Source organism: Sphingomonas sp. P4_D12, from assembly GCF_056401895.1.
Genome location: NZ_JBFUIL010000006.1, coordinates 37,133 through 61,454, shown reverse-complemented (window position 1 = coordinate 61,454; position 24,322 = coordinate 37,133). Strand labels below are relative to the sequence as shown.

Annotated in this window: 25 protein-coding genes; 10 read left to right on the top strand and 15 right to left on the bottom strand. The window is 65.7% G+C overall.

Annotation, left to right across the window (positions count from 1 at the left end):
* Positions 1-21: 21 nt before the first annotated feature.
* Positions 22-1,128, bottom strand: a complete 1,107-nt coding sequence (locus tag AC1DSD_RS12850; RefSeq protein WP_478030561.1) for an ABC transporter ATP-binding protein — start codon at positions 1,126-1,128, stop codon at positions 22-24.
* A gap of 230 nt (positions 1,129-1,358) precedes the next feature.
* Between AC1DSD_RS12850 and AC1DSD_RS12845 the strand changes: the two genes are divergently transcribed.
* Positions 1,359-3,017 carry a hypothetical protein gene (locus tag AC1DSD_RS12845; protein WP_478030560.1) on the top strand — a complete coding sequence of 553 codons (1,659 nt, stop codon included), beginning with the start codon at positions 1,359-1,361 and terminating at the stop codon, positions 3,015-3,017.
* Between the two features lie 216 nt (positions 3,018-3,233).
* Positions 3,234-3,500 (top strand): GCG_CRPN prefix-to-repeats domain-containing protein, encoded by a 267-nt coding sequence (locus AC1DSD_RS12840; RefSeq protein WP_478030558.1) that lies wholly within the window; start codon positions 3,234-3,236, stop codon positions 3,498-3,500.
* A gap of 106 nt (positions 3,501-3,606) precedes the next feature.
* Here the strand turns inward: AC1DSD_RS12840 and lpdA are convergent, their stop codons facing one another.
* The 8 genes from lpdA to AC1DSD_RS12800 form a co-directional block, all read right to left on the bottom strand.
* On the bottom strand, positions 3,607-4,998 hold the full coding sequence (gene lpdA / locus AC1DSD_RS12835; RefSeq protein ID WP_478030557.1) for a dihydrolipoyl dehydrogenase: 1,392 nt from the start codon (positions 4,996-4,998) through the stop codon (positions 3,607-3,609).
* Positions 4,999-5,116: 118 nt separating this feature from the next.
* Positions 5,117-6,349 carry a 2-oxoglutarate dehydrogenase complex dihydrolipoyllysine-residue succinyltransferase gene (odhB, locus tag AC1DSD_RS12830; RefSeq protein WP_478030555.1) on the bottom strand — a complete coding sequence of 411 codons (1,233 nt, stop codon included), beginning with the start codon at positions 6,347-6,349 and terminating at the stop codon, positions 5,117-5,119.
* An 88-nt stretch (positions 6,350-6,437) separates the two neighbouring features.
* A complete protein-coding gene (locus tag AC1DSD_RS12825) occupies positions 6,438-9,374 on the bottom strand; it encodes a 2-oxoglutarate dehydrogenase E1 component (protein ID WP_478030553.1) in 2,937 nt (978 codons plus the stop codon).
* 179 nt (positions 9,375-9,553) lie between these two features.
* Entirely contained in the window at positions 9,554-10,438 is an 885-nt protein-coding gene (sucD, locus tag AC1DSD_RS12820) for a succinate--CoA ligase subunit alpha (protein ID WP_066587047.1), read from the bottom strand.
* On the bottom strand, positions 10,438-10,971 hold the full coding sequence (locus AC1DSD_RS12815; RefSeq protein WP_478030551.1) for a hypothetical protein: 534 nt from the start codon (positions 10,969-10,971) through the stop codon (positions 10,438-10,440). Before AC1DSD_RS12815 ends, sucD begins: the two co-directional genes overlap by 1 nt.
* A gap of 5 nt (positions 10,972-10,976) precedes the next feature.
* Positions 10,977-11,939, bottom strand: coding sequence for a malate dehydrogenase (mdh, locus tag AC1DSD_RS12810; protein WP_478030549.1), 963 nt, complete (start codon positions 11,937-11,939; stop codon positions 10,977-10,979).
* Positions 11,940-12,080: 141 nt separating this feature from the next.
* Complete coding sequence (locus tag AC1DSD_RS12805) at positions 12,081-12,359, bottom strand: hypothetical protein (RefSeq protein WP_478030548.1); 279 nt, start codon at positions 12,357-12,359, stop codon at positions 12,081-12,083.
* A gap of 1 nt (position 12,360) precedes the next feature.
* Positions 12,361-12,684, bottom strand: a complete 324-nt coding sequence (locus AC1DSD_RS12800; protein ID WP_478030546.1) for a YbjQ family protein — start codon at positions 12,682-12,684, stop codon at positions 12,361-12,363.
* Between the two features lie 111 nt (positions 12,685-12,795).
* On the opposite strand from AC1DSD_RS12800, the gene AC1DSD_RS12795 reads away from it, so the two are divergent.
* Together AC1DSD_RS12795 and AC1DSD_RS12790 are read left to right on the top strand one after the other, a co-directional pair.
* On the top strand, positions 12,796-13,524 hold the full coding sequence (locus AC1DSD_RS12795; RefSeq protein ID WP_478030544.1) for a helix-turn-helix domain-containing protein: 729 nt from the start codon (positions 12,796-12,798) through the stop codon (positions 13,522-13,524).
* 64 nt (positions 13,525-13,588) lie between these two features.
* A complete protein-coding gene (locus AC1DSD_RS12790) occupies positions 13,589-14,266 on the top strand; it encodes a class I SAM-dependent methyltransferase (RefSeq protein ID WP_478030542.1) in 678 nt (225 codons plus the stop codon).
* An 8-nt stretch (positions 14,267-14,274) separates the two neighbouring features.
* Here AC1DSD_RS12790 and zapE read toward each other — a convergent pair whose 3' ends face one another.
* The 4 genes from zapE to AC1DSD_RS12770 all read right to left on the bottom strand — a co-directional run bounded on the left by zapE (position 14,275) and on the right by AC1DSD_RS12770 (position 17,104).
* A complete protein-coding gene (zapE, locus tag AC1DSD_RS12785) occupies positions 14,275-15,411 on the bottom strand; it encodes a cell division protein ZapE (protein ID WP_478030540.1) in 1,137 nt (378 codons plus the stop codon).
* Between the two features lie 40 nt (positions 15,412-15,451).
* Entirely contained in the window at positions 15,452-15,922 is a 471-nt protein-coding gene (locus AC1DSD_RS12780) for a PaaI family thioesterase (RefSeq protein WP_478030539.1), read from the bottom strand.
* Between the two features lie 19 nt (positions 15,923-15,941).
* Positions 15,942-16,727, bottom strand: a complete 786-nt coding sequence (locus AC1DSD_RS12775) for a succinate dehydrogenase iron-sulfur subunit (RefSeq protein ID WP_066812540.1) — start codon at positions 16,725-16,727, stop codon at positions 15,942-15,944.
* 62 nt (positions 16,728-16,789) lie between these two features.
* Positions 16,790-17,104, bottom strand: a complete 315-nt coding sequence (locus tag AC1DSD_RS12770; protein ID WP_478030537.1) for an ArsR/SmtB family transcription factor — start codon at positions 17,102-17,104, stop codon at positions 16,790-16,792.
* 131 nt (positions 17,105-17,235) lie between these two features.
* Here AC1DSD_RS12770 and AC1DSD_RS12765 point away from each other — a divergent pair, with 131 nt between their 5' ends.
* Positions 17,236-17,985, top strand: a complete 750-nt coding sequence (locus tag AC1DSD_RS12765) for an SDR family NAD(P)-dependent oxidoreductase (RefSeq protein ID WP_478030535.1) — start codon at positions 17,236-17,238, stop codon at positions 17,983-17,985.
* A 62-nt stretch (positions 17,986-18,047) separates the two neighbouring features.
* On the opposite strand, the gene creD is transcribed toward AC1DSD_RS12765, so the two are convergent.
* Entirely contained in the window at positions 18,048-19,451 is a 1,404-nt protein-coding gene (creD, locus tag AC1DSD_RS12760; RefSeq protein ID WP_478030534.1) for a cell envelope integrity protein CreD, read from the bottom strand.
* Positions 19,452-19,666: 215 nt separating this feature from the next.
* Positions 19,667-21,025, bottom strand: a complete 1,359-nt coding sequence (locus AC1DSD_RS12755) for an NAD-dependent succinate-semialdehyde dehydrogenase (RefSeq protein WP_478030533.1) — start codon at positions 21,023-21,025, stop codon at positions 19,667-19,669.
* Between the two features lie 156 nt (positions 21,026-21,181).
* Here AC1DSD_RS12755 and AC1DSD_RS12750 point away from each other — a divergent pair, with 156 nt between their 5' ends.
* The 5 genes from AC1DSD_RS12750 to AC1DSD_RS12730 all read left to right on the top strand — a co-directional run bounded on the left by AC1DSD_RS12750 (position 21,182) and on the right by AC1DSD_RS12730 (position 24,309).
* Positions 21,182-21,433, top strand: a complete 252-nt coding sequence (locus tag AC1DSD_RS12750) for a GlsB/YeaQ/YmgE family stress response membrane protein (RefSeq protein WP_478030531.1) — start codon at positions 21,182-21,184, stop codon at positions 21,431-21,433.
* Between the two features lie 58 nt (positions 21,434-21,491).
* Positions 21,492-21,731, top strand: a complete 240-nt coding sequence (locus tag AC1DSD_RS12745) for an exodeoxyribonuclease VII small subunit (RefSeq protein ID WP_066590374.1) — start codon at positions 21,492-21,494, stop codon at positions 21,729-21,731.
* Positions 21,728-22,639, top strand: a complete 912-nt coding sequence (locus tag AC1DSD_RS12740; RefSeq protein WP_478030529.1) for a polyprenyl synthetase family protein — start codon at positions 21,728-21,730, stop codon at positions 22,637-22,639. Before AC1DSD_RS12745 ends, AC1DSD_RS12740 begins: the two co-directional genes overlap by 4 nt.
* 16 nt (positions 22,640-22,655) lie before the next feature.
* On the top strand, positions 22,656-23,165 hold the full coding sequence (coaD, locus tag AC1DSD_RS12735; protein ID WP_478030527.1) for a pantetheine-phosphate adenylyltransferase: 510 nt from the start codon (positions 22,656-22,658) through the stop codon (positions 23,163-23,165).
* Between the two features lie 328 nt (positions 23,166-23,493).
* Positions 23,494-24,309 carry a peptidylprolyl isomerase gene (locus AC1DSD_RS12730; RefSeq protein WP_478030525.1) on the top strand — a complete coding sequence of 272 codons (816 nt, stop codon included), beginning with the start codon at positions 23,494-23,496 and terminating at the stop codon, positions 24,307-24,309.
* Positions 24,310-24,322: the final 13 nt, after the last annotated feature.

Below are 24,322 nucleotides of genomic sequence, written 5' to 3'. Positions count from 1 at the left end.
CTTTTTATGAACGTATCGATGCTAAGCGGCAGCGCGTGGGACAGCCGGCATCGGCCGCGGCAGCGCACGACCGTGTTCGTCGAACAGGTGCAGCGTCTCTGGCGCCAGCGCGATGCTGAGCGTCTCACCCGCCGGTCGTGTTGGCAGCGAGGCGACCAGCGGTTCGGCGAGCCCCTCGATCGCGAGATGGACGTGATGCACCGCTCCAAGCGATTCGACCATCCCAACCGTGCCTGTCAGCCGGTTCGTCGCGCCGTCGGTTCCCACATGCTCGGGCCGGACGCCCAGCGTCAGGATCGTTCCGCTCGCGATCGATTCGATGGCTATCATGGTTTCGATGACCTGGCCGCCGGCCAATTTGACCATCGCGCCCTTCGCACCAGGTCCGGTATAGATTGCCGGAATCAGGTTCATCGTCGGCGATCCGATGAACCCCGCGACGAACATTGTGTCGGGCCGCGCATACAGATCGTCAGGCGTGCCGACCTGTTCGATCACGCCGCCGTTCAGCACGACGATGCGATCGGCCAGGGTCATCGCCTCGACCTGGTCGTGCGTGACATAGATCATGGTCGTTCCCAGCGCCCTGTGCAGGCTGGCGAATTCGTAGCGCATGCGCACGCGCAGCGCGGCGTCGAGGTTGGACAAAGGCTCGTCGAACAGGAAGACCTTGGGCTGGCGGACGATCGCACGGCCGATCGCGACGCGCTGGCGCTGGCCCCCCGACAATTCCTTGGGCCGCCGGTCGAGCAGATGCGCGATGTCCAGCGTTGCCGCAGCGGCATCGACCGCCTCCGCAATTTCCGCCTTCGATCGTCCGGCCAGCTTGAGCGCGAAGCCCATATTCTCGCGCACGCTCATATGCGGATAGAGCGCGTAGGATTGGAACACCATCGCGATGCCGCGCTCCGACGGGGGCACCGCGTTGACCATGCGTCCGTCAATCTCGACCGTCCCCGAGCTGAGCGCCTCCAGCCCGGCAATGCTGCGCAACAAGGTCGATTTGCCGCAGCCCGAAGGTCCCACGAACACGACGAATTCGCCGTCGGCGATGTCCAGATCGATTCCCTTCAGGACCTCGACCGGCCCGAACGCCTTGGCTGCTTGTGTCAGGCGTAAAGTCGCCATCGCGCTCTCCTGCTGCGGCGGTGCCGCTTGCCGCGACCCTAACTGCGCTACGCCGCGATGCAAGGCGGCGGTGCGAGCGGTGACGGCAGCGATTGACTCCATGCCGCCGCACGTCAGGCTGCGGCGTAGATATGGGGCGTGATCAAGACAACGCGGGCTGAACGAGCGCGACAGGGTCAGTTCATTGACATTGTGCGATGACCTCGGCGGTGTCGGCAGGAGTGGGGCAGATGATGACGCGGAAGCGGATCGGTTCGGTGACAGGGGCGATTTTCGTGCTGTTGGCGAGTGTGGCGCTACCCGGCATGGCCGCCGCGCAGGATGGACCTTCCGTCGCCGCATCCGCATCCGACGACGCTTATCGCTATATCGACGATGCCGATGCGCTGCTCGACGCGATGGGCACCTCGCCGCCCGATCACGGCTTCAGGTTCGACGGTGTGGATTGCTGGGCCTGGGTGATGGCCGATGGCTCGACGATCCTCGCCGAGCCGCTCGGCGACGATTACCGCTATTACATCTTCGCCCCCGGCGACGATTATCCCTTCTTCGTCGGCGACCGGACCTATGCCTATGGCTTTGACGGGCGGACGCTCGCCGCGGTCTATGGCGACAACGGCGACCTGATCGATCCGTCCGACGACATCGCCGACGGGGCGGCTTGGCTGTCGGATCGCGGTTTCGGCATGAAGCGGGCGATGCAGACTCCCGAGCCGGTCTATGCCGGCGACTGGGCCGACAGCATCGGCTGGTTCGGCGCGATCGAGCTGCGGCTCGACACCTGGCGCAATCGGCCGGGCTGGGTTCGCTATCGCGCCGGACCGGGACGGTGGCATCATCGCGACTGGCGCGAGAAGCTCGGTGCCGAGGGCCAAAAGCGGCGTGAGCGCGCCGAGTGGTTCGACCGGTGGCGGCGTGGCGGCTATCGCGGCCGGCCGCAAGATGGCGGCAAATGGGTCACCACGCCGGGCGGCGCGCAGCCGGGCAAGGACATCGGCCCTGGCAATCGGCCTGGCAGAGGCCATTGGATCGGGCGCCCACGGCCGGTCGCACCCCCGACGCCAGGCACGCCTGGAGCGACACCGGGCTGGCCGGGTCGCGGTGACGGTGCCGGGCCAGGTCGCCGGCCGTACCCGCCGCGCTTTGGCCGGCCGGTCCCGGGTTCGCCCATGCCGACCGCTCCCGCCGCTCCCGTGACCTCTCCGCCGCCAGTCATTGCTCCGACGCCGAGTGCGCCGGGGGCGAAACCCGGCTGGCCGGGTCGCGGCGACAATGCCGGACCGGGTCGCCGCCCCTATCCGCCGCGCTTCGACCGGCCGGTCCCGGGGTCACCCATGCCGACCGCTCCCACTGCTCCCGAGACCTCCGCGCCGCCGCCGGTCGCCGTTTCCCCGGCGCCGGACGGCGACCGTGGCGGCCGCCCGATGCGCTGGCCTCGGATTCAGCGCGATGGCGATCGGCCGACTATAGTTGCGCCGCCGGCTGCGCCCGCACCCGCTCCGGCACCAGCACCTGGCGCGATGCGCGGCGGCGGGCGCTTCGAACGGCCGGTCCGCATCGCGCCACAGCCGCCGATGGCGAAGATAGACCGCGGGGGAGCGACCGACTCGCCCCCGCCCGAAGTGCGGGCCGTATCGCCGCGCCCCGAGCCTCGGCGCTTCCCGCCGCCCGTTTCGATCGCGCCGCGGCCGAGCTTCACACCGCCGCGCGCACCCGTCTCGGCGCCGCCCTCACCGCCACCCTCTCCGCCTTCGCCACCGGCGGCGGCGCGAGTCGCTCCGGCGCCGCCGGCCGCGCGACCAGGCGGCCTGGCTTCCGGGCCACGCAACGTCGGATCGCCGCGGGGCGATGGCGGCAACAGGCCCGGCGGCAAGGGCAGAGACAAATAGCCTTACCGGCATGATCACCCCGGTTGCTCTCGCGGCGGAAGGGTCCCGCGCCCGCTCCGGAGCCGGCGCGACGTGCGTGTCCAAACTGCAACCGACCGCACCTAAAATCGTTTCACCTGCCGCGCGATCGGAGGGAATTCCGCGGTCGTGCGTTGATGACATGTCCGGCGGCGTTTGACGCGTAACCGGGCGTGTAAGAAGAAGTGAGAGGTCACCATGCGTAACAAGATGATTCTGGCTTTGGCTGCCGCCGGCACGATGCTGGTCGCCGCTACCCCAGCCATGGCGCGCGACAGATGCGGCCGTGGTTTCCATCGCGGTTGGCATGACCGCTGCGTGCCCAATCGTGGACCGGGCTATTATGCGGGCGGCCCGAATGTCCGACTGGTCATCGGCAATTATTATCCCAATCGCGGCTATTGGGATGGCCGCCGCTATTGGTGGCACCGCGAGCGGTGGAACGGTGGCTGGCGCTATCGCTGAGCTGACGAAGGGCTAGGCGGCGCGGCAAAGCCGCGCCGTCGGACGGGCCGGGCTGCGCCCGCCCGCCGGCCGGGGCAAACCCCTTTGATCCACATTTAGCCGCAGGCTAAATGTGGATGGGTTTGCCCGTCACCGCCATCGCCGCTTCCTTGATCGCCTCGCTGTGCGTCGGATGCGCGTGGCAGGTATAGGCGATGTCCTCGCTGGTCGCGCCGAACTCCATTGCCTGCGCGGCCTGGGCGATCATCGTGCCGGCGACGCTGGCGATGCACCAGACTCCCAGCACGCGATCGGTCTTGGCATCGGCGATCACCTTCACGAAGCCGTCGGGCTCGTGATTGGTCTTGGCGCGGCTGTTGGCCAGCATCGGGAATTTGCCCACCTTCACTTCGCCGCGCTCCTTCGCCGCTTCCTCGGTCAGGCCGACACCGGCGATTTCGGGCCAAGTATAGACCACCGACGGGATGACATCGTGGTTCACGATGCCGTGCTGGCCGGCAATGTTCTCCGCGACCGCGATGCCTTCGTCCTCGGCCTTGTGCGCGAGCATTGGGCCGGGAACGACGTCGCCGATCGCCCAAATGCCGGGGACCGAGGTGCGGAAGTCGTGGTCGATCTCGATCTGGCCGCGCTGATTGGTGCTGAGCCCAGCCTTGTCGAGCGCCAGGCCATCGGTGTTCGGCTTGCGACCGATCGACACCAGGACGGTATCCGCCTCGATCGTCTCGGCCGCGCCGCCGGCGGCTGGCTCGATCGTCACAGTGGCCTTGTCGCCCTTCACCGTGACGCCGGTGACCTTGGTCGACAGCTTGAACTCGAGACCCTGTTTCTTGAGGATCTTGTTCGATTCCTTGCGGACCTCACCGTCGAAGCCGGGCAGGATCTGGTCAAGGAATTCGACCACGGTGACCTTGGCGCCGAGCCGGCGCCACACGCTGCCGAGCTCGAGCCCGATCACGCCGCCGCCGATCACGACCATCTGCTCCGGCACCTTGGGCAGTTCGAGCGCGCCGGTCGAATCGACCACCACTTTCTGATCGATCTCGACGCCGGGGAGCGGGGTGACCGACGAGCCGGTGGCGATGACGATGTTCTTCGCGCGCACGCTGCGGTCGCCGACCTGGACGGTATCGGTGCCGGTGAACGCGGCATGGCCCTTGATCCACTCGACCTTGTTCTTCTTGAACAGGAATTCGATGCCGCCGGTCAGCTGCTTGACCGCATCCTTGCGCTGGCCGTGCATCGTGTCGAGGTCGAGCTCGGGCGTGACCTTGATGCCCAATTTGGCCATCATGCCGTTGGCGGCGTGGTCGTAAAATTCGCTCGCGTGCAGCATCGCCTTGCTTGGGATGCAGCCGACGTTGAGGCAGGTTCCGCCCAGCGTCTCACGGCTCTCCACGCACCCGGTCTTGAGCCCGAGCTGCGCCGCGCGGATCGCCGCGACATAGCCGCCGGGGCCGGAGCCGATCACCAGGACGTCGAAATCATAGTCAGCCATGTTTTCCTCCGCCGTCACCCCAGCGAAAGCTGGGGTCTCATGCCACCGGCGAACCTTCGCCGCGTGAGATGCCAGCTTTCGCTGGCATGACGGATATCTCGTTTCCTAGCGTATATAGTTACAGGTCGATCAAAATCCGCGTCGGGTCCTCGATCGCGTTCTTGAGCGCGACCAGGAAGGTCACCGCCTCGCGACCGTCGATCAGGCGATGGTCGTAGCTGAGCGCGAGATACATCATCGGGCGCACCACGACCTGGCCGTCGCGGACCACCGGGCGGTCCTCGATGCGGTGGAGACCGAGCACCGCCGATTGCGGCGGGTTGATGATCGGGGTCGACATCAGCGAGCCGAACACGCCGCCGTTAGAGATGGTGAAGGTACCGCCCTTCATCTCCTCCATCTTGAGCGTGCCGTCCTTGGCGCGCTTGCCGAAATCGCCGATCGTCTTCTCGATGCCGGCGACCGACAGCTGGTCAGCGTCGCGGATGACCGGCACGACCAGGCCCTGCGGCGCCGAGACGGCGACCGAGATATCGGCATAATCGTGATAGACAATTTCCTCGCCATCGATCTGGCCGTTGACCGCGGGCACGTCCTTCAGCGCCATGCACGCGGCCTTCACGAAGAAGCCCATGAAGCCCAACCGGACGCCGTGCTTCTTCTCGAACAGATCCTTATACTTGGTCCGCGCTTCGATCACCGCCGACATGTCGACGTCGTTGAACGTCGTCAGCATCGCCGCGGTGTTTTGCGCGTCCTTGAGCCGCTTGGCGACGGTCTGGCGCAGGCGCGTCATGCGGACGCGCTCTTCCTTGCGGCCGGTTGAGGCGGCGACCGATGGGGTCTGGACCGGCTCGGCAGCTGGCGCGGGTGCGGCGGGGGTTGCGGCGGCAGCGAGCACGTCGTCCTTGGTCAGCCGGCCGTCCTTGCCGGTGCCCTTGACCGTCGCGGGATCGACGCCGGTTTCGAGCACCGCACGGCGCACCGAGGGGCTGAGCGCGGCGGGTGTATCGCCCGATGCCGGCGCCTGCGGACCGGCGGTCGCGGCGGGGGAAGAGGCGAGCGTCGGCGCGGGCGCCGCCGGGGCAGGGGCCGGTGCGGCGGCGCCGGCACCGCCTGCCTCGATCGTGGCGAGCAACGCGCCGACCGCGACATTGTCGCCGACCGCAACCGCATGCTGGCCCATCACGCCGGCGACCGGCGAGGGCACTTCGACCGCGACCTTGTCGGTTTCCAGGCTGACGATGGGTTCGTCGGCCTTCACCGGATCGCCCGGCTGTTTCAGCCATTCGCCGACAGTTGCCTCGACGATCGATTCGCCCAGCGTGGGGACATTGACTTCGGTTGCCATCTTCACCTCGTCATCCCAGCGGAAGCCGGGATCTCATGATTGGTATCTGCCGCTCGAAACCCCGGCTTTCGCTGGGGTGACGGGCGGATTAGCTCTTCCGCGTGCGGCGGATTTCTTCGCGTACGTTATGGCCCAGCGCGTCGGCGACGAGCGCGGCCTGTTCCGTCTGGTGGCGCTTGGCGAGGCCCGTCGCGGGCGATGCCGAAGCGGCGCGGCCGGCGTAGCGCGCACGCTTCACCTTGCACTTGGCAGCGGTCAGCGCTTCCTCGATCAGCGGTTCGACGAAGAACCAATAACCGTTGTTGCGCGGCTCTTCCTGCGCCCAGACGATCTCTTCGAGATTGGGCATCCGGCGGACGCGCTCGGCGAGCGGGTCGCCCGGGAACGGATAGAGTTGCTCGACACGAACGATCTGGGTGTTCTTGTCGCCCGCCGCGTCGCGTGCCTCGAACAGGTCATAGGCGACCTTGCCCGAGCACAGCACCAGCCGCTTGGTATCCTGGTCGGCCGACGCATCCGGATCCGACAATAGCCGGCGGAAGTGGCTGTCGCCCAGGAAATCCTCGGCCTTCGACACCGCGCGCTTGTGGCGCAGCAGCGACTTGGGCGTGAAGATCACCAAAGGCTTGCGGAACGTCCGGTGCATCTGGCGACGCAACAGATGGAAGATGTTGGCCGGCGTGGTGCAATTGGCGACTTGCATATTGTCGCCGGCGCAGAGCTGGAGGAAGCGTTCGGGGCGCGCCGAGCTGTGCTCGGGCCCCTGGCCTTCGTAACCGTGCGGCAGCATCATCACCAGGCCGTTGGCGCGCAGCCACTTGGCTTCGCCCGACGCGATGAACTGGTCGATCATGATCTGCGCGCCGTTGGCGAAATCGCCGAACTGCGCTTCCCAGATCACCAGGGTCTTGGGGTCCGCGAGCGCATAGCCGTACTCGAACCCGAGCACGCCATATTCGCTGAGCGGCGAATCGAGCACTTCGAAATTGCCGTGCTCGACGCTCCAAAGCGGCACGTACTTGTGCTCGTCATTCTGGTCGACCCAGACGGCATGGCGCTGCGAGAAAGTGCCGCGGCCCGAATCCTGGCCCGACAGGCGGACGCCATAGCCTTCGGACAGCAGCGACCCGAATGCCAGCGCCTCACCGGTCGCCCAGTCGAAATTCTCGCCCGACTTGAACATCTCGCGCTTGGCGTCGATCACGCGGTTGAGCGCCTTGTGGACGGTCAAATCCTCGGGGATCGTGGTCAGCGTGCGGCCCAGACTGTCGAACAATTTGCGCTCGATGCCTGTCTCGACGTTGCGCCGCGCGCTCTCGGCATCGGCCGGCGCGTGCAGCCCCGACCAGCGGCCGGCGAACCAGTCGGCCTTGTTCGCTTTGTACGATGCGCCCGCTTCGAACTCGCCTTCGAGCAAGGTATCGAACTGATGCGTGATCGTGTCGATCCAGGCCTGGTCGACCACGCCCTCGGCGATCAGCCGCTTGCCATAGACTTCGCTGACGCCGGGATGCTGGCGGATCGCCTTGTACATCAGCGGCTGGGTGAAGCTCGGCTCGTCGCCTTCGTTATGGCCGAAGCGGCGATAGCACCACATGTCGATCACGATGTCGCGATGGAATTTCTGGCGGAACTCGATCGCCATCTTGCAGGCGAAGGTCACCGCTTCGGGGTCGTCGCCGTTGACGTGGAAGATCGGCGCCTGGACGCCCTTGGCGACATCCGAGCAATAAGGCGACGAGCGCGCGAATTGCGGGCTGGTGGTGAAGCCGATCTGGTTGTTGATGACGAAATGGATGCAGCCGCCGGTATTGTAGCCGCGAATCCCCGAGAAGCCGAAGCATTCCCAGACGATGCCCTGGCCCGCGAACGCCGCGTCGCCATGGATCAGCACCGGCAGCGAATGGCTGTGCTCCTCGAGGTCGCCGGCGAGGGTCTGGATCGCGCGGACCTTGCCGAGCACGACCGGGTCCTCCGCCTCGAGGTGCGAGGGGTTGGCGACCAGCGACATATGGACCTTGATCCCGTCGAACTCGCGGTCGGTCGAGGTGCCGAGGTGATACTTCACGTCACCCGATCCGCCGACATCCTCGGGATTGGCCGAGCCGCCGCCGAATTCGTGGAAGATCACGCGCAACGGCTTGGCCATGACATTGGCCAGCACGTTGAGGCGGCCGCGATGCGCCATGCCGAAGACGATCTCGTTGACGCCCATCGCGCCGCCATATTTGATCACGCTTTCGAGCGCGGGGATCATCGCTTCGCCGCCATCGAGGCCGAAGCGCTTGGTGCCGACGAACTTCTTGCCGGCAAAGCGTTCCCACTGCTCGGCTTCGATCACCTTGTTGAGGATCGCCTTCTTGCCGTCGACGGTGAACTGGATGGCCTTGTCCTTGCCCTCCATCCGCTCCTGCAGGAAGCGGCGTTCCTCGACATCGGCGATGTGCATATATTCGAGGCCGACATTGCCGCAATAATTGGCGCGCAGGATGTCGACCAGCTCGCGGATCGTCGCCCATTGCAGCCCCATCGTCCCGCCCAGGTAGACCGGGCGGTCGATGTCGCTTTCGGAAAAGCCGTAATATTCGGTCTTGAGGTCGTCGGGCAGATCCTGCCGGATAAGGCCGAGCGGATCGAGCGTCGCCGCGAGGTGACCGCGCACGCGATAGGTGCGGATCAGCAGCATCGCGCGGATCGAGTCGCTCGCCGCCTTGACGATGTCGTCCGCACTGGCGGGCTTGGCGGCCGGCGCGGGAGCGGCAGGAGCACCGCCGCGCGCGGGCTTCGGCGCGGGCTCCATCTGGGTTGGGTCGAGCGCGGCGGTCAGGTCGTCGGTCGACGATGGCGGCCAAGCAGGGTTCGCCCAGCTCGCGGTCGACGGGCCGTTCTCCAGCCCTTCGAACCAGCCGCGCCACGAAGGCTCGACCGAGTCGGGTGATTCCTTGAACTTCCTGTACAGCGCCTCGACGAACGCAGGCGATACACCCGCCGCGATCTCGCTGAAATCCAGACCTTCGTATCCCATTTGACACTCCTTCCCTCTCCCGTCGGGAGAGGGTTGCGCAGACTTAGGCCCGTCAGGGCCTTAGTCGGAGCTGGGTGAGGGGATCACCCTATCGAGAGCGGGTCCCCTCATCCAACTTCGGCTAGGCAGCAAGCTGCCAAGCCTTCGTATCCTTCTCCCTCTGGAGAAGGATCGAAACTTCACCCCTTCAACACCTCGAGCAGCGTCTCGCCGAGCAGGCTCGGGCTGGCCGAGACCTTGATGCCGGCCGATTCCATCGCCGCGATCTTGTCCTCGGCGCCGCCCTGGCCTCCCGAGACGATCGCGCCGGCATGACCCATGCGGCGGCCCGGAGGCGCCGTGCGGCCGGCGATGAAGCCAGCCATCGGCTTCTTGCGGCCACGCTTGGCTTCGTCCTTCAGGAACTGCGCCGCTTCTTCTTCGGCCGATCCGCCGATCTCGCCGATCATGATGATCGACTTGGTCTCGTCATCGGCCAGGAACAGTTCGAGCACGTCGATGAAGTTAGTGCCGTTGACCGGATCGCCGCCGATGCCGACCGCGGTGGTCTGGCCAAGCCCTGCATTCGAGGTCTGAAACACGGCTTCATAGGTAAGCGTACCCGAGCGGCTTACAACGCCCACGGAGCCCTTCTTGAAGATGCTGCCCGGCATGATGCCGATCTTGCACTCGCCGGGCGTCAGCACGCCGGGACAGTTGGGGCCGATCAGCCGCGACTTGGAGCCGGACAAAGCGCGCTTGACCTTGACCATGTCGAGCACCGGAATGCCTTCGGTGATCGTCACGATCAGCGGCACTTCGGCGTCGATAGCCTCGAGGATCGAATCCGCGGCGAAGGGCGGCGGCACGTAGATCACCGACGCGGTCGCACCGGTCTTGCTCACCGCTTCGGCGACGGTGTCATAGACCGGCAGGCCGAGATGCTCGGTGCCGCCTTTGCCCGGCGTCACGCCGCCGACCATCTGCGTGCCGTAATCGAGCGCCGCCTTGGTGTGGAAGCTGCCGGTTTCGCCGGTCATTCCCTGGGTAATGACCTTGGTGTTCTTGTCGACGAGGATGGACATCAGTTTTCCTTCTTCGCGTCTTTGGCGGCACTGTTGCCGATGACGAGGATGATGGTGGAGGCGGTGCTATCGGTCTTCGGTGTGACGACCGGGATAATCAATTCGCTGTTCGGGAGCGCGATCGGCGTCGGTTGGCCGCCCGGTATCGGGGCCTGCACCGTGGCGCCGACCGCCGCACTGACTTGCGGATAGAAGGTCGCCGGATTGAACGAGGCGTCGCCCTTGGCCATCACGACGCAGCCGCCATCGATCCCGGTCTTGTAGATCACCAGGGCGTTGTCGCGCTGCAGGACGGTGCCGTCGGGGCCGTTATCAAGCCCCTTGCTCTGGTCGGCCGTCGCGGGTGTCCAGCCCGCGAAGCGAGTCGCCTGGCTGGCGGGGTCGGTCGTCGTACCCAGGCAAGCCTTTGCTGCAGCGACGATCGTCGCCTGCGGGGCCGGTTGCAGGTTCGGATCGTCCGCCGCTGCGGCCGGCGCGGTGGCGAGAATCAGCGCCGCTGTAACGCAGCCTGCCAGCCCCAAGGAGGAACGCATCGGTATCACGCCAGCGAGCCGTCGATGCCCTTGCAAGCCACCAGCAATTCCTTGACCGCGTCGACCGAGACACCGAGGTTCGCTTTGGCTTCGTCGTCCAGCGCGATCTCGACGATCTCCTCGACACCGCCGGCGCCGATGATCACCGGCACGCCGACATAGAGGCCATCGAGCCCGTACTTGCCCTCGACATAGGCGGCGCACGGCAGCAAGCGCTTCTGGTCGCCGAGATAGGCTTCGGCCATCGCGATGCCGCTGGTGGCCGGCGCGTAATAAGCCGAGCCGGTGCCGAGCAAAGCAACGATCTCGCCGCCGCCGCCGCGGGTGCGCTTGACGATCGCGTCGATCCGCTCCTGGGTCGACTTGCCCATCTTGATCAGGTCGGGAACCGGGATGCCGGCGACGGTCGAGTACTGGACCACCGGGACCATCGTGTCGCCGTGGCCGCCGAGCACGAAGGTGGTGACGTCGCGCGCCGACACGCCGAACTCGTCGGCGATGAAATGGCTGAAGCGCGCCGAGTCGAGCACGCCCGCCATGCCGACCACCTTATTGTGCGGCAGGCCGGAGAATTCGCGCAGCGCCCAGACCATCGCGTCGAGCGGGTTGGTGATGCAGATGACGAACGCGTCGGGAGCGTTGTTCTTGATGCCTTCGCCGACCGCCTTCATCACCTTGAGGTTGATGCCGAGCAGATCGTCGCGGCTCATGCCCGGCTTGCGGGCGACGCCGGCGGTGACGATGATGACGTCCGCGCCTGCGATATCCTTGTAATCGTTCGACCCGGTGATCTTCGCGTCGAAGCCCTCGATCGGGCCGCACTGGCTGAGGTCGAGCGCCTTGCCCTGGGGCACGCCCTCGACGACGTCGAACAGGACGATGTCGCCCAATTCCTTCTGTGCGGCGAGATGGGCGAGCGTGCCGCCGATATTGCCGGCGCCGATCAGCGCGATCTTCTTGCGGGCCATGAGCACTCCTAAGCGCGAGTGGGCGCACCCCAAGGCGCGCGGGACGCGACGGCGCTTAGGCGCTTGGCCGTCCCGAAGCAACCGCTAAACGGGAGGAATTAACTTGCATTACTGCAATTCATTCGCAAGTGCAATAGTGCGTCAATCATCGATATAACGGCGCTCGCCGGTTGATGCGTTGAACCAGACAGTGATCGGCCGCCCGGTCGCCTCGTCGAGAAAGCGTTCGTTGGTCGGTCGCCAATTGGCGTCGAGCGGCGTGCTGGCATTGCCGCGGTAATTGACGCGTTCGAACACGATCCCGGCGACGAGGATCGCCGGGACAATCAGCATCGGCCAGCCGGCGGCGTCGACCAAGGTGACCCATAGCCCGACCGCCAGCCAGGCAAGGCCGAGTGCCAGGACGATGTTGCGCAACATGTCAGGGCGCCGGATCGAGGATCACCGCCGTGCCATAAGCGACGACCTCGTTCATCGCTTGCGCGATCTCGCCCGAGTCGAAGCGCATCATGACGACTGCATTGGCGCCCATCACGGTCGCGTTCTGGATCATGCGGTCGATCGCGTGACGCCGCGCATCCTCGACCAGCTTGGTATATTCGGGAATCTCGCCACCGACGATCGAGCGCAGGCTGGCAGTGATGTTACCGCCCAGGCCTCGACTGCGGACGACGACGCCGAACACCTGGCCCAGATTCCTGACGACCTCATGGCCGGCGACGTTCTCGGTAGTGGTGACGATCATGCAGCTTCTCCTGGACGCTGGCGGGATACGCTCCCCGCGGCATTTGTATTCGGATGGTCTTGAACGGCAAGGCTGATAAGGCTGCGCACACACCTTTTGGCGGAATGGTCGATGCAAGGCGGGGTTGGCAAAAACTCGGGCAAGCGCTCGCCCGGAACCGGTGAAGCTCCATCGCACGGCGCGGGAACGCTGTTCGTCGGCGACGGCTATATCGACCTGGACGGCTGGATCGGCGAGAATGCGGCACACAGCCATCTTGCGTTCCAGCTCTCTATCGGTCTCGACGGGCCGATCGAACTGATCGGAGACGAGACCCGGCTGGTTGCCGACGCGATCCTGATCGCTCCCAATACGCGACACTGGATAGGTCCGGTCGGACGGCGCGTTCGATCCATTTATGTCGAACCGCAATTGCCCTGGGCACGCATTTTCGCCGGACGGCTCGGCGGACGGCGCATGATAAGCGGGGCGGCCGAACTGATCGCGCTGACGGATCGGCCCAATGCCGCTGACGATAGCAGAGCGACCCGGCTTCGCGCGCTGATTGAGACCGCGCCCGCCGAGCAGGGGCCACGCGATTGGGCCAAAGCATGGAACTTGTCTCCCAGCCGCTTCCGCGCGCTATGCGTCGAATTGCTTGGCGCCCCGCCGATCCGGCTGCGGCAATGGGGGCGCCTCAAGACCGCGGCCCGCGCCCTTATGGACGGTGCCGGCCTGGCCGAGGCGGCCGCAGCAGCAGGCTATGCCGATCAGGCGCATTTCACGCGCCAGCTCCGGCGCTGGTTCGGTGTGTCGCCCGCGCGTGGCCTGGCCTCGTTCAGGATACGCGCCGCGCGATAGCAGGCGTTTCGTTCAAGCCGCTCGCCCCGCTTCCCGGCTAGGCCCCGGCGCGAGGAGAAGGTTGATGACCGAGGATACTCTGCCTGCGCCCGCCCGATTCACGCCGGCTGCTGGCTGCCGCTGGCTGACGCCCTTGTACGACGGGCTGGTCATTACGCTGACGCGCGAGAAGGCGTGGCGAGACGCGCTCGTCGCACAAGTCGCGCCAGCACGCGACGACGTGATCGTCGACTTGGGGTGCGGGACGGGATCGATGCTGATCCGGTTGGCGGCCGCGGATTCGGGTGCGAGCCTGATGGGCGTCGATCCCGACCCGGCGATCTTGCGGCTCGCGCATCGCAAGGCTGCCGCTGCCGGGGTTTCGCTGCAACTGCTCGACGGTTTCGGGCGCGATGTCGCCGGCCTGTTCGGCGGCTGGGGCGTGACCAAGATCCTGTCGAGCCTGGTGCTGCACCAGGTGCCGCTGGTCGAAAAACGCGCGACCCTGGCAGCGGCATACGATCTGCTGCTGCCGGGCGGCGAGCTGCACATCGCCGATTACGGGCGACAAGCCGGCGCCGTGATGCGCCTGCTGTTCCGGATGACGGTGCAGATGGTCGACGGGGTCGCCGATACGGGTCCGCAAGCCGACGGCATCCTGCCGGACCTGATCGCCGAAGCGGGCTTCACGGACATTGTCGAGACACGGGCGTTCGACACGCCGACTGGCACCATCCGTCTGTACCGGGCGATGCGGCGATAATGCGGTCGCTACTTTGACGCGGCGTGGAAGCCGGCGTCACCCAGCCCGTGACCTTGCGCCAGATAGTCGTCGGAGCGCATTTCCTCGAGCCGGCTGACGGTGCGCTCGAACTCGAAGCGGCCGTCGCCCTTGGGATAGAGGTCGGCGGGTTCGGCATCGGCGGCTGCGAGCAATTTGACCTTGTGCTCGTAGAGGGCGTCGATCAGCGAGACGAAGCGCGCCGCCTCGTTGCGGTTGTCGGGCCCGAGTTTGGGAATGCCGACCAGGATCACGGTATGATAGCGTCGCGCAATCGCGAGATAATCCGCCGCGCCGCGCGCTTCCGCGCACAATCGCTTGAAGCTGAACACGGCGACGCCCTTGAGCGATTTGGGCACATGCAGCGTCCGTCCTCCCTGGACCGGGATATCCTCGCTCGGCACATGCGCGGCATCTTCGGGCGGATAGTCGGTCAGGCGGAAGAAGGCGGCGGACAATTCCTTGGTCACTTCGGGACCATTGGGCACCAGCCAGGTTTCCTGCTGGCCGAGCCGGTCGCGGCGATAATCGACCGGGCCGTTCAACGGCAGCACGTCGAGCCGCTGCTCGATCAGGTCGATAAAGGGCAGGAAATGCTCGCGGTTGAGGCCGTTCTTGTAGAGGTCCTTCGGCGGCCGGTTGGAGGTGGTGACGACGGTCACACCGGCTTCGATCAGCGCGGTGAACAATCGTGACAGGATCATCGCGTCGGGCGAGTTGGTCACCATCATCTCGTCGAACGCGAGCAGCCGCGCTTCATCGGCCAGCGCGGCGGCGACGGGCGCGATCGGGTCGCCGACCTCCTTCCTGCGCTCCTCAGCAATGCGCTGGTGCACTTCGAGCATGAATTCGGCAAAATGGACGCGACGTTTGCGGTTGATTGCCAGGCACCCGAAGAACAGGTCCATCAGCATCGATTTGCCGCGCCCGACATCGCCCCACATATAGATGCCGCGCGGGGAATCGGGCTTGCGGCCGAGCGCGCGCCACAACACCGATCCGCGTTTGGGCTGGGCTTCGAGTTCCTGCTGCAGCCGGTCGAGGCGCCGGGCGGCGGCTTCCTGGTCTGGATCAGCGCGCAGTTCGCCCGCCGCGATCAGGGCTTGATATTGGTCGATGACCTTCATCAACGCCCTCTCCCCGATGAGGAGAGGGAGAAAGAGCGCCTCATTGGGTGCCGCCCGGAGGTGACGACTTGCGCAACGTCCCCGTAAAGCTCGCGATCGTCGGCGCGCCTTCCTGCACGATCAGCCCGCGCAGGAACAGCATGCGGCTGGTTTCGCGCAGCAATTCGATATGCGCCTCGAGCGGCTCGCCGATCATGCCGCCGCCGATGAATTGCGCCGACAAATCGAGCGTCACCGCGCCGCCGGCGCTCAGGCATCCGAAGGCCCGGCTGGCGGCGAATAGCGACACGTCCATGAAGCCCAAAAGCGCGCCGCCATGGACATTGTCGCGCATGTTGGAATGATCGTGGCGCGGCATCATGCGGACTCGCGCGATACTGCCCTCCAGCTTGACCTGGAGCGGCTCGAGGAAGGAATTGAACCGGGTCGAGTCGCGAAACTGCCAGCGCTTCCAGCCGGGCAGATCGGGATCGTCGTCGTAGAGGAAGAGCGGGCTCGGCGCGTCGGTCACAACTGGTCCGGCCGGGGCGTCAGACAATCCGCTCGGCTTCCATCTTCTTGATCTCGGCGATCGCCTTGGCGGGATTGAGTCCCTTCGGGCAGGCGTTCGCGCAATTCATGATCGTGTGGCAGCGATAGAGGCGGAACGGATCCTCGAGCTGGTCGAGCCGGTCGCCAGTCATCTCGTCGCGGCTGTCGGCGAGCCAGCGATAGGCCTGGAGCAGGATCGCCGGGCCGAGGAACTTGTCGCTATTCCACCAATAGCTCGGGCAGCTGGTCGAGCAGCAGGCGCACAGGATGCACTCGTAAAGCCCGTCGAGCTTCTCGCGGTCCTGCGGGCTCTGCAGCCGCTCTTTGCCCGCCGGCGCCGGGGTGACGGTCTGCAACCACGGCTTAATCGACGCATACTGGGCATAGAAATGAGTGAAGTCGGGAACCAGGTCCTTGATCACTTCCATGTGCGGCAGCGGGGTGATCGTCACCTCCGACTTGCAATCCTCGATCGCGGTGGTGCAGGCGAGGCCGTTCTTGCCGTCCATGTTCATCGAACAGGATCCGCAAATCCCTTCGCGGCACGAGCGCCGGAAGGTGAGCGACGAATCCTGCTCGGACTTCATCTTGATCAGGGCGTCGAGCACCATCGGGCCGCAGGTATCGAGGTCGACCTCGAAAATGTCGTAGCGCGGATTCTCGCCGGTGTCGGGATCGTAGCGATAGATCTTGAAGCGGCGGATATTGGTGGCGCCTTCGGGTGCCTTGTGGACCGTGCCGTTCTTGCGGATCTTGCTATTCTTCGGCAGGCTGAACTCGGCCATTGCGTGTCCCTATCGCGGTGCTGCGGTGCGGCTATGCCTTTCGGCTGCGGAGTGCAACCCCGTCAGACCGCGTTGCTGGCAAGTATCGCATCGAGCAGGCCGGGAAAGCGCCGGTCGAACTCGGCGCGGCGCAGCACGTTGATCATCTCGCGGCCCGATTGCGTGGTTTCGATCAGTCCCGCGGCGCGGAGCGTCTTCAAATGGTTGGACAGCGTGCTTTTGGGAACCGGCGCGTCGCACGGCGCGGCGTTCGCACAACTCAGCCCCGTCGCGGCCGCCAGTCGCGCGACGATCGTCAGACGATTGGCATCGGCCAGCGCATGGAGCGCCAGATCGAGCGGCACGTCCTCCAGCCGGGGATGGGTAAAGCGGGGCATGCGACGAATATAGGAAAGGTTCGTAATTTTCATAGTTCGGGAATATTGAACTATTGAATCGAGCATCCCAGATCACGGTCCGCCGGCAGCGCACGACGTCGTGATCGCGGGCAGATATTCGGAGAAGACACATGTCCCATAGCAAGGTCCTCGGCGGCAAGAAGGCGCTGGTCACGGGTGGATCGCGCGGGATCGGATCGGCGATCGCCAAGCGGCTGGCGGCTGACGGCGCCGATGTCGCGATCACCTATGCCGGCAACAAGGCCGCCGCCGACGCGACCGTCGCGGCTATTGAGCAAGCAGGTGGAAAGGCAGTGGCGATCCAGGCCGACGCAGCCGACGATGCCTCGCAGCGCGCCGGGATCGACGCGGCCGCCAAGGCGTTGGGCGGGATCGATATCCTGGTCCACAATGCCGGCGTCGCCGAGTTCTTCGAGGTCGATCAGGATACCGACGAGTCGTTCGCCCGCCAGTTCGGGGTGAACGTCCGCGGCCTGCACGTCGGAACGCGCGCGGCGCTGCCGCATATCCCCGACGGCGGACGGATCATTCTGATCGGATCGATCGCGGGCGACACCGCGGCATTTCCGGGCATCGCGACCTATGGCGCGACCAAGGCGGCGGTGGCCGGATTGGGGCGCGGCTGGGCGCGGGATCTCGCCGCCCGCAAGATCCTGGTCAACGTCATCCAACCGGGGCCGATCGCTACCGACCTCGCGCCCAGCGAGGGGCCGGTCCACGATCTGCTGATCTCCCAGGTACCGCTTGGCCGCTTCGGCGAGGCCGAGGAAGTCGCCGGGGTCGCCGCTTTCCTGGCGGGGCCGGATGCGTCGTACATTACCGGCACGACGCTGACGATCGACGGTGGCATGACGATCTGACGCGGAGCGGAGAACAGGAAAAGCCCCTCCCTGGACAGGGAGGGGCTTTTATATGTTTGGGCTTATACCGGGACTGGCGGCGTGACCCGTCCCCAGTCGATGTTGCGGGTGAGGAACATCACCGCCGCCAGGGCCGCGAACAGGAGCAGCGATCCGATCAGCAGTGAATAAGCCTCCAGGCTGAGCAGGATGTAGAGCACCGCGTAGAGCGCCACGAGCAGGCCGAGGATGAACCCGGCGCGCCGGCGGCTCTTGAGCACCGCCGCCGAATAGGCCGTCAGCAAGCCGACGATCGCGGCTGCCGCGACCAGATAGGCGAGCGTGAAGCCGACCACTTCCGCGAACGCCAGCAGCATCACGAAGAACAGGATCAGGCCGGCGCCGACCAGCAGATATTCGACCGTCGCGACGCGCACCCCACCGACCACGTCGAACATCAGGAACGCCATGAAGGTGAAGCCGATGAACAGGAAACCGTATTTCACCGAGCGGTTGACCTGGTCGTAAAGGTCAACCGGCGTGACCAGGTCGACCTGCGCGGTCATCGCTTGCGGGCCGGCGGCAGCCGTGCGCTCGACCGATGCGGAGCCGGGCGATGCCGGGACGACCGGCGCGGCCGCTGTGTCGCCGGTATCGATCAATGTCCGTCCGAGCGCGAGATTGCCGACGCGATAGGTCGCGGTGAACCCATTAGCCGCGACATGACGATCGGTCGGCAGGAAGCCGCCCTGGAAGCTGGGATTGGGCCAGGGCGAAGTGATCGCCCAGCGCGTGTCGCCGGCGCGCGGAACCAGGGCCAGCGACGCGTTGCCGCGCAGGTCGAAGGCGAAATCGGCGATCATCGGCTTCGTCGTCAGCGTAGTGGCGTCGAGCCAGGTATAGAAGCCGGCGCCGTTGGTTTCGCCAGGCCCCTTGCCGGGCTGGAGCGAGCGCGCAACGCCGTCGATCGTGACCTTGGGCGGCGCGCCGTAGAGACCACGCGGATCGGATACGCCGAAGCGCAGTTCGGCACGATCGAGCTGGAGTTTGTCGGCGGCGACGCCATAGCGCTGCAGGTCGGCGGGCAAGGCGAAGCGCGCCCGCCCGGCGGTGTGCGCGCCATAGACGACCGCTTCATAGATCGACCGCTTGCGAACCTCGGGCGCGATCTTGGTCACGACATCGGCGGTTTCCGGCGAGAGCACCAATTCGCGCGTCTCGATACCGGTCTTGGTCACTTGCTTGCCGTCGACCGTCTCGGTGGTCGTGGTCTCGGCCCGATAGGGAATGACCAGCAGCGGCCCGATCAGCGTCTGCGGTCCGCCCCAGCCCTGCGCGATCGAGCTGCGCGCGGTGTCGGACTGATGCTGGCGATCATAGACCAGAAGGTAGATCGCGAAGAGCGGAACGGTCAGCATCATGGCGATGACGATCGCCAGGATGAGCTTCAATCCGGGCGATCTCTGAGAGGCGGTATCGGGCTGCATGCGCGTGCTCCGTCGACGAACCGTGCTATTTCATAGACGAATTGAGTAGGGCGTCAAGGCTGTCGCGATAGAGCGACGTTCAACTCCGTCACCCAGTCAACATCCCGTCACCCCAGCGGACATTCTTCGTCACCCCAGCGAAAGCTGGGGTCTCGAGCGGTCACGCGATGCGGCTTGAGATCCCAGCTTTCGCTGGGATGACGGCGACCAGGCGATCAGCCGATCACGGCCTTCAGGTTCATGAATTCGTGCAGGCCCCAGGGTCCCAGTTCACGGCCATGGCCCGAGCGTTTGATCCCGCCGAACGGTGCTTCGGGAGTCGAGGAAAGCATGCGGTTGACCGCGGTCATGCCGGCGGCGATGTCGCGAGCGAAGCGCTCCTTTTCGGCATCGTCATTGGTCCAGACCGACGATCCCAGCCCGAACGGCACGTCATTCGAGAGCGCTATGGCCTCGTCGATATCCTTGACCTTGAAGACCATTGCGACGGGACCGAACACTTCCTCCTTGGCGACGTCGCTGTCGGGATCGACATCGACCAGCACGCCGGGCGTCAGATAGGCGCCCGGCAAATCGGGCTTCTCCGCGCCCAACAGCAAGGTCGCGCCGGCGTCGCGAAACTTGGCGATCTGGCCGAGCACGGTTTCCCGCTGCTCCTCCGACGAGAGCGGCCCCATCTCGGTTGCCGGGTCCACCGGGTCGCCGATCTTCACCGCCTTCATCCCCGCCGAGAATGTCTCCATGAAATCATCATAGACATCGGCATGGACGATCATCCGCTTCGCACAGATGCACGACTGGCCCGTATTCTGGGTCCGCGCGGTGACCGCGGTCTTGGCGGCGAGCGCGATATCGGCTGACGGCATGACGACGAACGGGTCCGATCCGCCGAGTTCGAGCACGACTTTCTTGAGTGCGCGACCCGCAGCCTCTCCAACCTTGGCACCTGCTCCTTCGCTGCCGGTCAGCGTCACCGCGACAATGCGGTCGTCGGCGATCAGCTCGGCGACCTTGGCCGATTTGATCGCCAGATTCTGGAACAGGCCTTCGGGCGCTCCGGCCGCCAGGACCGTCTCCTCCAGCGCGGCGGCGCAGCCCTGGACCGAAGAAGCGTGTTTCAACAGCCCGACATTGCCGGCCATGATCGCCGGTGCGGCGAAACGCACCACTTGCCAATAGGGAAAATTCCACGGCATCACCGCGAGCACCGGCCCCATCGGCAGCCAGCGCGCGACGGCATGGCCGACCGGCGTGTCGACTTCGACCACCTTGAGCAGTTGCGCCCCGTGCCGCGCATAGTAACGAAAGGCGGACGCGCATTTCTCCACTTCGGCGACTGCCGATTTCAGCGTCTTGCCCATTTCCTCGGTAGCGATCCGCGCCAGCCGATCCTTGTCGTCCTCGAACCGCTCGGCGATGTGGCGGAGCAGGGTCATGCGGTCGGCGAGATCGCTGCTGCGCCAGGCGAGGAAGGCCTCGTGCGCCTTGGCCAGTCGTGCTTCGACCTGCGCATCGGTCAGTTCGGCGAAGCTGCGACCGGCCTCATTGGTGGCAGGGTTGATGCTGGTGAACATAGGGTTGCCTCTCGTTTCGGTCAGCCGAACGCACGGCTCCGATGGCGGGTCCCGTGGTCCGCATTCTCCAGGGAACGACTTCTCGAACGAGTCATTGTGCAACCGGAATGGTCATGCAATCCTGCTGACGCCACATGGCCTTAGGGAGAGAGAGTAATGGGTATCATCCGCATGATCATCGTCGGATTGATCGTCGGCGCGCTGGCGCGCTGGTTCTATCCCGGTCCCGTCCACGTCGGTTGGATCGTCACGATCTTGCTGGGCATCGCTGGTTCGTTCGTTGCCGGTTTCGTTTTGCAGCTGCTCAATCGCAGGGCGAGCGAGCCGTTCCATCCGGCGGGTCTTATCGCATCGATCCTTGGCGGCATGGTGCTGATCTTCGTCGCGCGGCTGCTGCATATCGCTTGATCACAAGTGGCGGATCGGCGGGTTGCCCCCGCCGGTTCGCTGCCGCATAGCGTGGCGGATGGACACTCCGATCGATGACTTGTCGTTCGAGGACGCGCTGAAGCGCCTCGAGGAAATCGTCCGCCAGCTCGAAAGCGGCGAGGCGAAACTGGATGACGCCATCCGCCTCTACGAGGAAGGGACGCGCCTCCGTCAGAAATGCACCGAGCGGCTCGACGCGGCGCAGGCGCGAATCGAGGCGATCCGGCTCGATTCGGATGGCCGCCCCGCGGGTGTCGCGCCGTTCAACGCCGCATGAGCGTCGGCGCCGTGGCAACCTCCCCGTCGCTCAAGGCCGCGTTGACCCAGGTGGGCGCGGAGGTCGATCGCCGCTTCGACGTGATGCTCGCGGTACCCGACGATCCGCGCGCCGAATTGTACCAGGCGATGCGGCATGCGGCGATCGGCGGCGGCAAGCGGCTGCGACCGTTGCTGGTCTTCGCCACCGCCGGCCTGTTCGGGGTCGATCGCGAATGCACCGCGCGCACCGCCTGCGCGATCGAGGCAATCCATGTCTATTCGCTGATCCATGACGATCTGCCGGCGATGGACAATGACGATATGCGCCGCGGCAAACCGACCGTGCATCGCGCTTTCAGCGAAGCGGCGGCGATACTCGCGGGTGACGGCCTGCATGCCCTCGGGTTCGAATGGCTCGCCGATCCGGCGACCCATCCCGATCCCTATGTCCGCGCCGAATTGGTGCTCGAGCTCGCGCGCGCGGCGGGCCCTGCCGGCATGGCCGGTGGGCAGGCGATGGACTTGAAAGCCGAAACCCAGACGTTCGACCTCAACACCGTCACGCGGCTGCAGGCGATGAAGACCGGCGCGCTGATCAGCTGCGCGGTGGAGATGGGCGCGATCCTGGGCCGCGTCGCGCCCGAGGGGCGGACGGGGCTGCGTGGCTATGCCCGCGATATCGGGCTCGCGTTCCAGATCTCCGACGATTTGCTCGACGTCGAGGGCGACGAGGAAAAGGCGGGCAAGAAGCTGCGGAAGGACCAAGGCGCGGGGAAAGAGACGTTCGTCTCCCTGCTCGGCGTCGATCGCGCACGCGGCCAGGCCCGGATGCTGGTCGATCAGGCGATCGATCATCTGCGCGGTTATGGGCAGGAGGCCGACCTGCTGCGCAGCATCGCGCGCTATGTGCTAGAGCGCGACCGCTAGCCGAAGGGAGGGGGGCATGACCATTCGCACCGGGGTCTATCCCGGCACGTTCGATCCGATCACGCTCGGGCATATGGACATCATCCGGCGCAGCGCGAAGCTGGTCGACCGGCTGGTGATCGGGGTTACCACCAATATCGCCAAGTCACCCTTGTTCGCTGACGACGAGCGAATCGCGATCGTCCGCCGGGAGGTCGAGGCGACCGGCATCGACAATATCGAGGTGGTCGGGTTCAGCTCGCTGCTGATGGACTTCGCCGACAGTCAGGGGGCGTCGATCGTCATCCGCGGCATTCGCGGCGTCACCGACTTCGAATATGAATATCAGCTCACGGGCATGAACCGGCAACTCAATCACCGCGTCGAAACGGTGTTCCTGATGGCCGACGTGTCGCTCCAGCCGATCGCCAGCCGGCTGGTCAAGGAAATCGCGATGTTCGGCGGCGACATCTCCAAATTCGTCACCCCCAGCATCCGCGACGAAGTGATTGCGCGAATCGACCGCGACGGCCTGCGGCGGGTTTAACTCGCGCGAAGGCGCTAAGATTTTGTTCGCGCAGAGGCGCCGAGAACGCGGAGAAGTTGCGCGCGACAGCGCGCTTTCGTTTCCCGTCATCGTTGATTGAAAGGCTGCTGACGCAGCCAAGAGAAACACCTCAGCGCTCTCCGCGCTCTCCGCGAAACCACTCTTCTTCGCGCCTCCGCGCCTCCGCGTGAATCATTATTTGGCGCGCTCGCCTATGTCAGGCGCAGGCGTCGCTTTGCCTCAAAAAAGCCGCACGCACTGCGCATTGGCGCTTGGCGATAATTGCTCTAAGCCCCCACACCGAATGACCGTCTTTTCCGGAGTGCCCATGCGTTTCTTTTTCGGCCTGATTGCGATGATGAGTGTCGCGATCGCCGGCAGTCCTTCGATCGCTGCCAAGAAGCAGAAGGCACCTCCGACTCCGCCGGCGGCGCCGCGGCTCGCTCCGCCGCCGATGACCGACAAGGAAAATCTGCTCTATCTCGATTTGTCGACCGGCGGCCGCGTGGTGATCTGGCTGCGGCCCGATGTCGCGCCCAAGATGGTCGAGCGGGTGAAGACGCTGACTCGCCAGCATTTCTATGACGGCCTCAAATTCCACCGCGTGATCGACGGTTTCATGGCGCAGACCGGCGATCCCAAAGGCGACGGCACCGGCGGCTCGACGCTTCCCGACCTGCCCGCCGAGTTCAACTATCTGCCGCACGTGCGCGGCGCGGTGGCGGCGGCGCGTGAGGGTGCGGCGCCGGACGCCTCGCCCGAGGACAAGACCAAGGCGGAGAACAGCGCCAACAGCCAGTTCTTCATCGTGTTCCTGCCCAAGCTGGCGCTCGACAAGAAGTACACCGTCTTCGGCCGCGTCATCTCCGGGATGGAATATGTCGACGCGGTCGAGCGTGGCGAGCCGCCGGCGAACCCGTCGACGATCTTCCATGCCTATGTCGCCGCGGACAACCCGCCGCCTTACTCGGCACCCCCGCCGCCTCCGCCGCCGCCGGCCCCCGTGCTGGCGCCCGCGCCGACGCTGACAACGCCGACCTTGGCGCCTGGCAAGAAGGCACCTGCAGCCAAGGTGCCGGCTGAGAAAGCACCGGCAGCAACGACGCCGGCGCCGACTCCGGCTCCGGCTCCGGCCAAGAAGTAATCACGACCAACTG

What these genes read in the sequence shown, in the direction of transcription:
- sucD (WP_066587047.1), bottom strand. Translation starts at nt 10,438, where the DNA reads ATGTCCATCCTCGTCGACAAGAACACCAAGGTCATTACCCAGGGAATG.
- AC1DSD_RS12730 (WP_478030525.1), top strand. Translation starts at nt 23,494, where the DNA reads ATGCGTTTCTTTTTCGGCCTGATTGCGATGATGAGTGTCGCGATCGCC.
- AC1DSD_RS12800 (WP_478030546.1), bottom strand. Translation starts at nt 12,684, where the DNA reads ATGATCGTCACCACTACCGAGAACGTCGCCGGCCATGAGGTCGTCAGG.
- AC1DSD_RS12845 (WP_478030560.1), top strand. Translation starts at nt 1,359, where the DNA reads ATGATGACGCGGAAGCGGATCGGTTCGGTGACAGGGGCGATTTTCGTG.
- AC1DSD_RS12795 (WP_478030544.1), top strand. Translation starts at nt 12,796, where the DNA reads ATGCAAGGCGGGGTTGGCAAAAACTCGGGCAAGCGCTCGCCCGGAACC.
- lpdA (WP_478030557.1), bottom strand. Translation starts at nt 4,998, where the DNA reads ATGGCTGACTATGATTTCGACGTCCTGGTGATCGGCTCCGGCCCCGGC.
- AC1DSD_RS12840 (WP_478030558.1), top strand. Translation starts at nt 3,234, where the DNA reads ATGCGTAACAAGATGATTCTGGCTTTGGCTGCCGCCGGCACGATGCTG.
- AC1DSD_RS12755 (WP_478030533.1), bottom strand. Translation starts at nt 21,025, where the DNA reads ATGTTCACCAGCATCAACCCTGCCACCAATGAGGCCGGTCGCAGCTTC.
- AC1DSD_RS12805 (WP_478030548.1), bottom strand. Translation starts at nt 12,359, where the DNA reads ATGTTGCGCAACATCGTCCTGGCACTCGGCCTTGCCTGGCTGGCGGTC.
- AC1DSD_RS12850 (WP_478030561.1), bottom strand. Translation starts at nt 1,128, where the DNA reads ATGGCGACTTTACGCCTGACACAAGCAGCCAAGGCGTTCGGGCCGGTC.
- odhB (WP_478030555.1), bottom strand. Translation starts at nt 6,349, where the DNA reads ATGGCAACCGAAGTCAATGTCCCCACGCTGGGCGAATCGATCGTCGAG.
- AC1DSD_RS12770 (WP_478030537.1), bottom strand. Translation starts at nt 17,104, where the DNA reads ATGCCCCGCTTTACCCATCCCCGGCTGGAGGACGTGCCGCTCGATCTG.
- coaD (WP_478030527.1), top strand. Translation starts at nt 22,656, where the DNA reads ATGACCATTCGCACCGGGGTCTATCCCGGCACGTTCGATCCGATCACG.
- mdh (WP_478030549.1), bottom strand. Translation starts at nt 11,939, where the DNA reads ATGGCCCGCAAGAAGATCGCGCTGATCGGCGCCGGCAATATCGGCGGC.
- AC1DSD_RS12745 (WP_066590374.1), top strand. Translation starts at nt 21,492, where the DNA reads ATGGACACTCCGATCGATGACTTGTCGTTCGAGGACGCGCTGAAGCGC.
- AC1DSD_RS12765 (WP_478030535.1), top strand. Translation starts at nt 17,236, where the DNA reads ATGTCCCATAGCAAGGTCCTCGGCGGCAAGAAGGCGCTGGTCACGGGT.
- AC1DSD_RS12815 (WP_478030551.1), bottom strand. Translation starts at nt 10,971, where the DNA reads ATGCGTTCCTCCTTGGGGCTGGCAGGCTGCGTTACAGCGGCGCTGATT.
- creD (WP_478030534.1), bottom strand. Translation starts at nt 19,451, where the DNA reads ATGCAGCCCGATACCGCCTCTCAGAGATCGCCCGGATTGAAGCTCATC.
- AC1DSD_RS12750 (WP_478030531.1), top strand. Translation starts at nt 21,182, where the DNA reads ATGGGTATCATCCGCATGATCATCGTCGGATTGATCGTCGGCGCGCTG.
- AC1DSD_RS12775 (WP_066812540.1), bottom strand. Translation starts at nt 16,727, where the DNA reads ATGGCCGAGTTCAGCCTGCCGAAGAATAGCAAGATCCGCAAGAACGGC.
- AC1DSD_RS12740 (WP_478030529.1), top strand. Translation starts at nt 21,728, where the DNA reads ATGAGCGTCGGCGCCGTGGCAACCTCCCCGTCGCTCAAGGCCGCGTTG.
- AC1DSD_RS12790 (WP_478030542.1), top strand. Translation starts at nt 13,589, where the DNA reads ATGACCGAGGATACTCTGCCTGCGCCCGCCCGATTCACGCCGGCTGCT.
- zapE (WP_478030540.1), bottom strand. Translation starts at nt 15,411, where the DNA reads ATGAAGGTCATCGACCAATATCAAGCCCTGATCGCGGCGGGCGAACTG.
- AC1DSD_RS12825 (WP_478030553.1), bottom strand. Translation starts at nt 9,374, where the DNA reads ATGGGATACGAAGGTCTGGATTTCAGCGAGATCGCGGCGGGTGTATCG.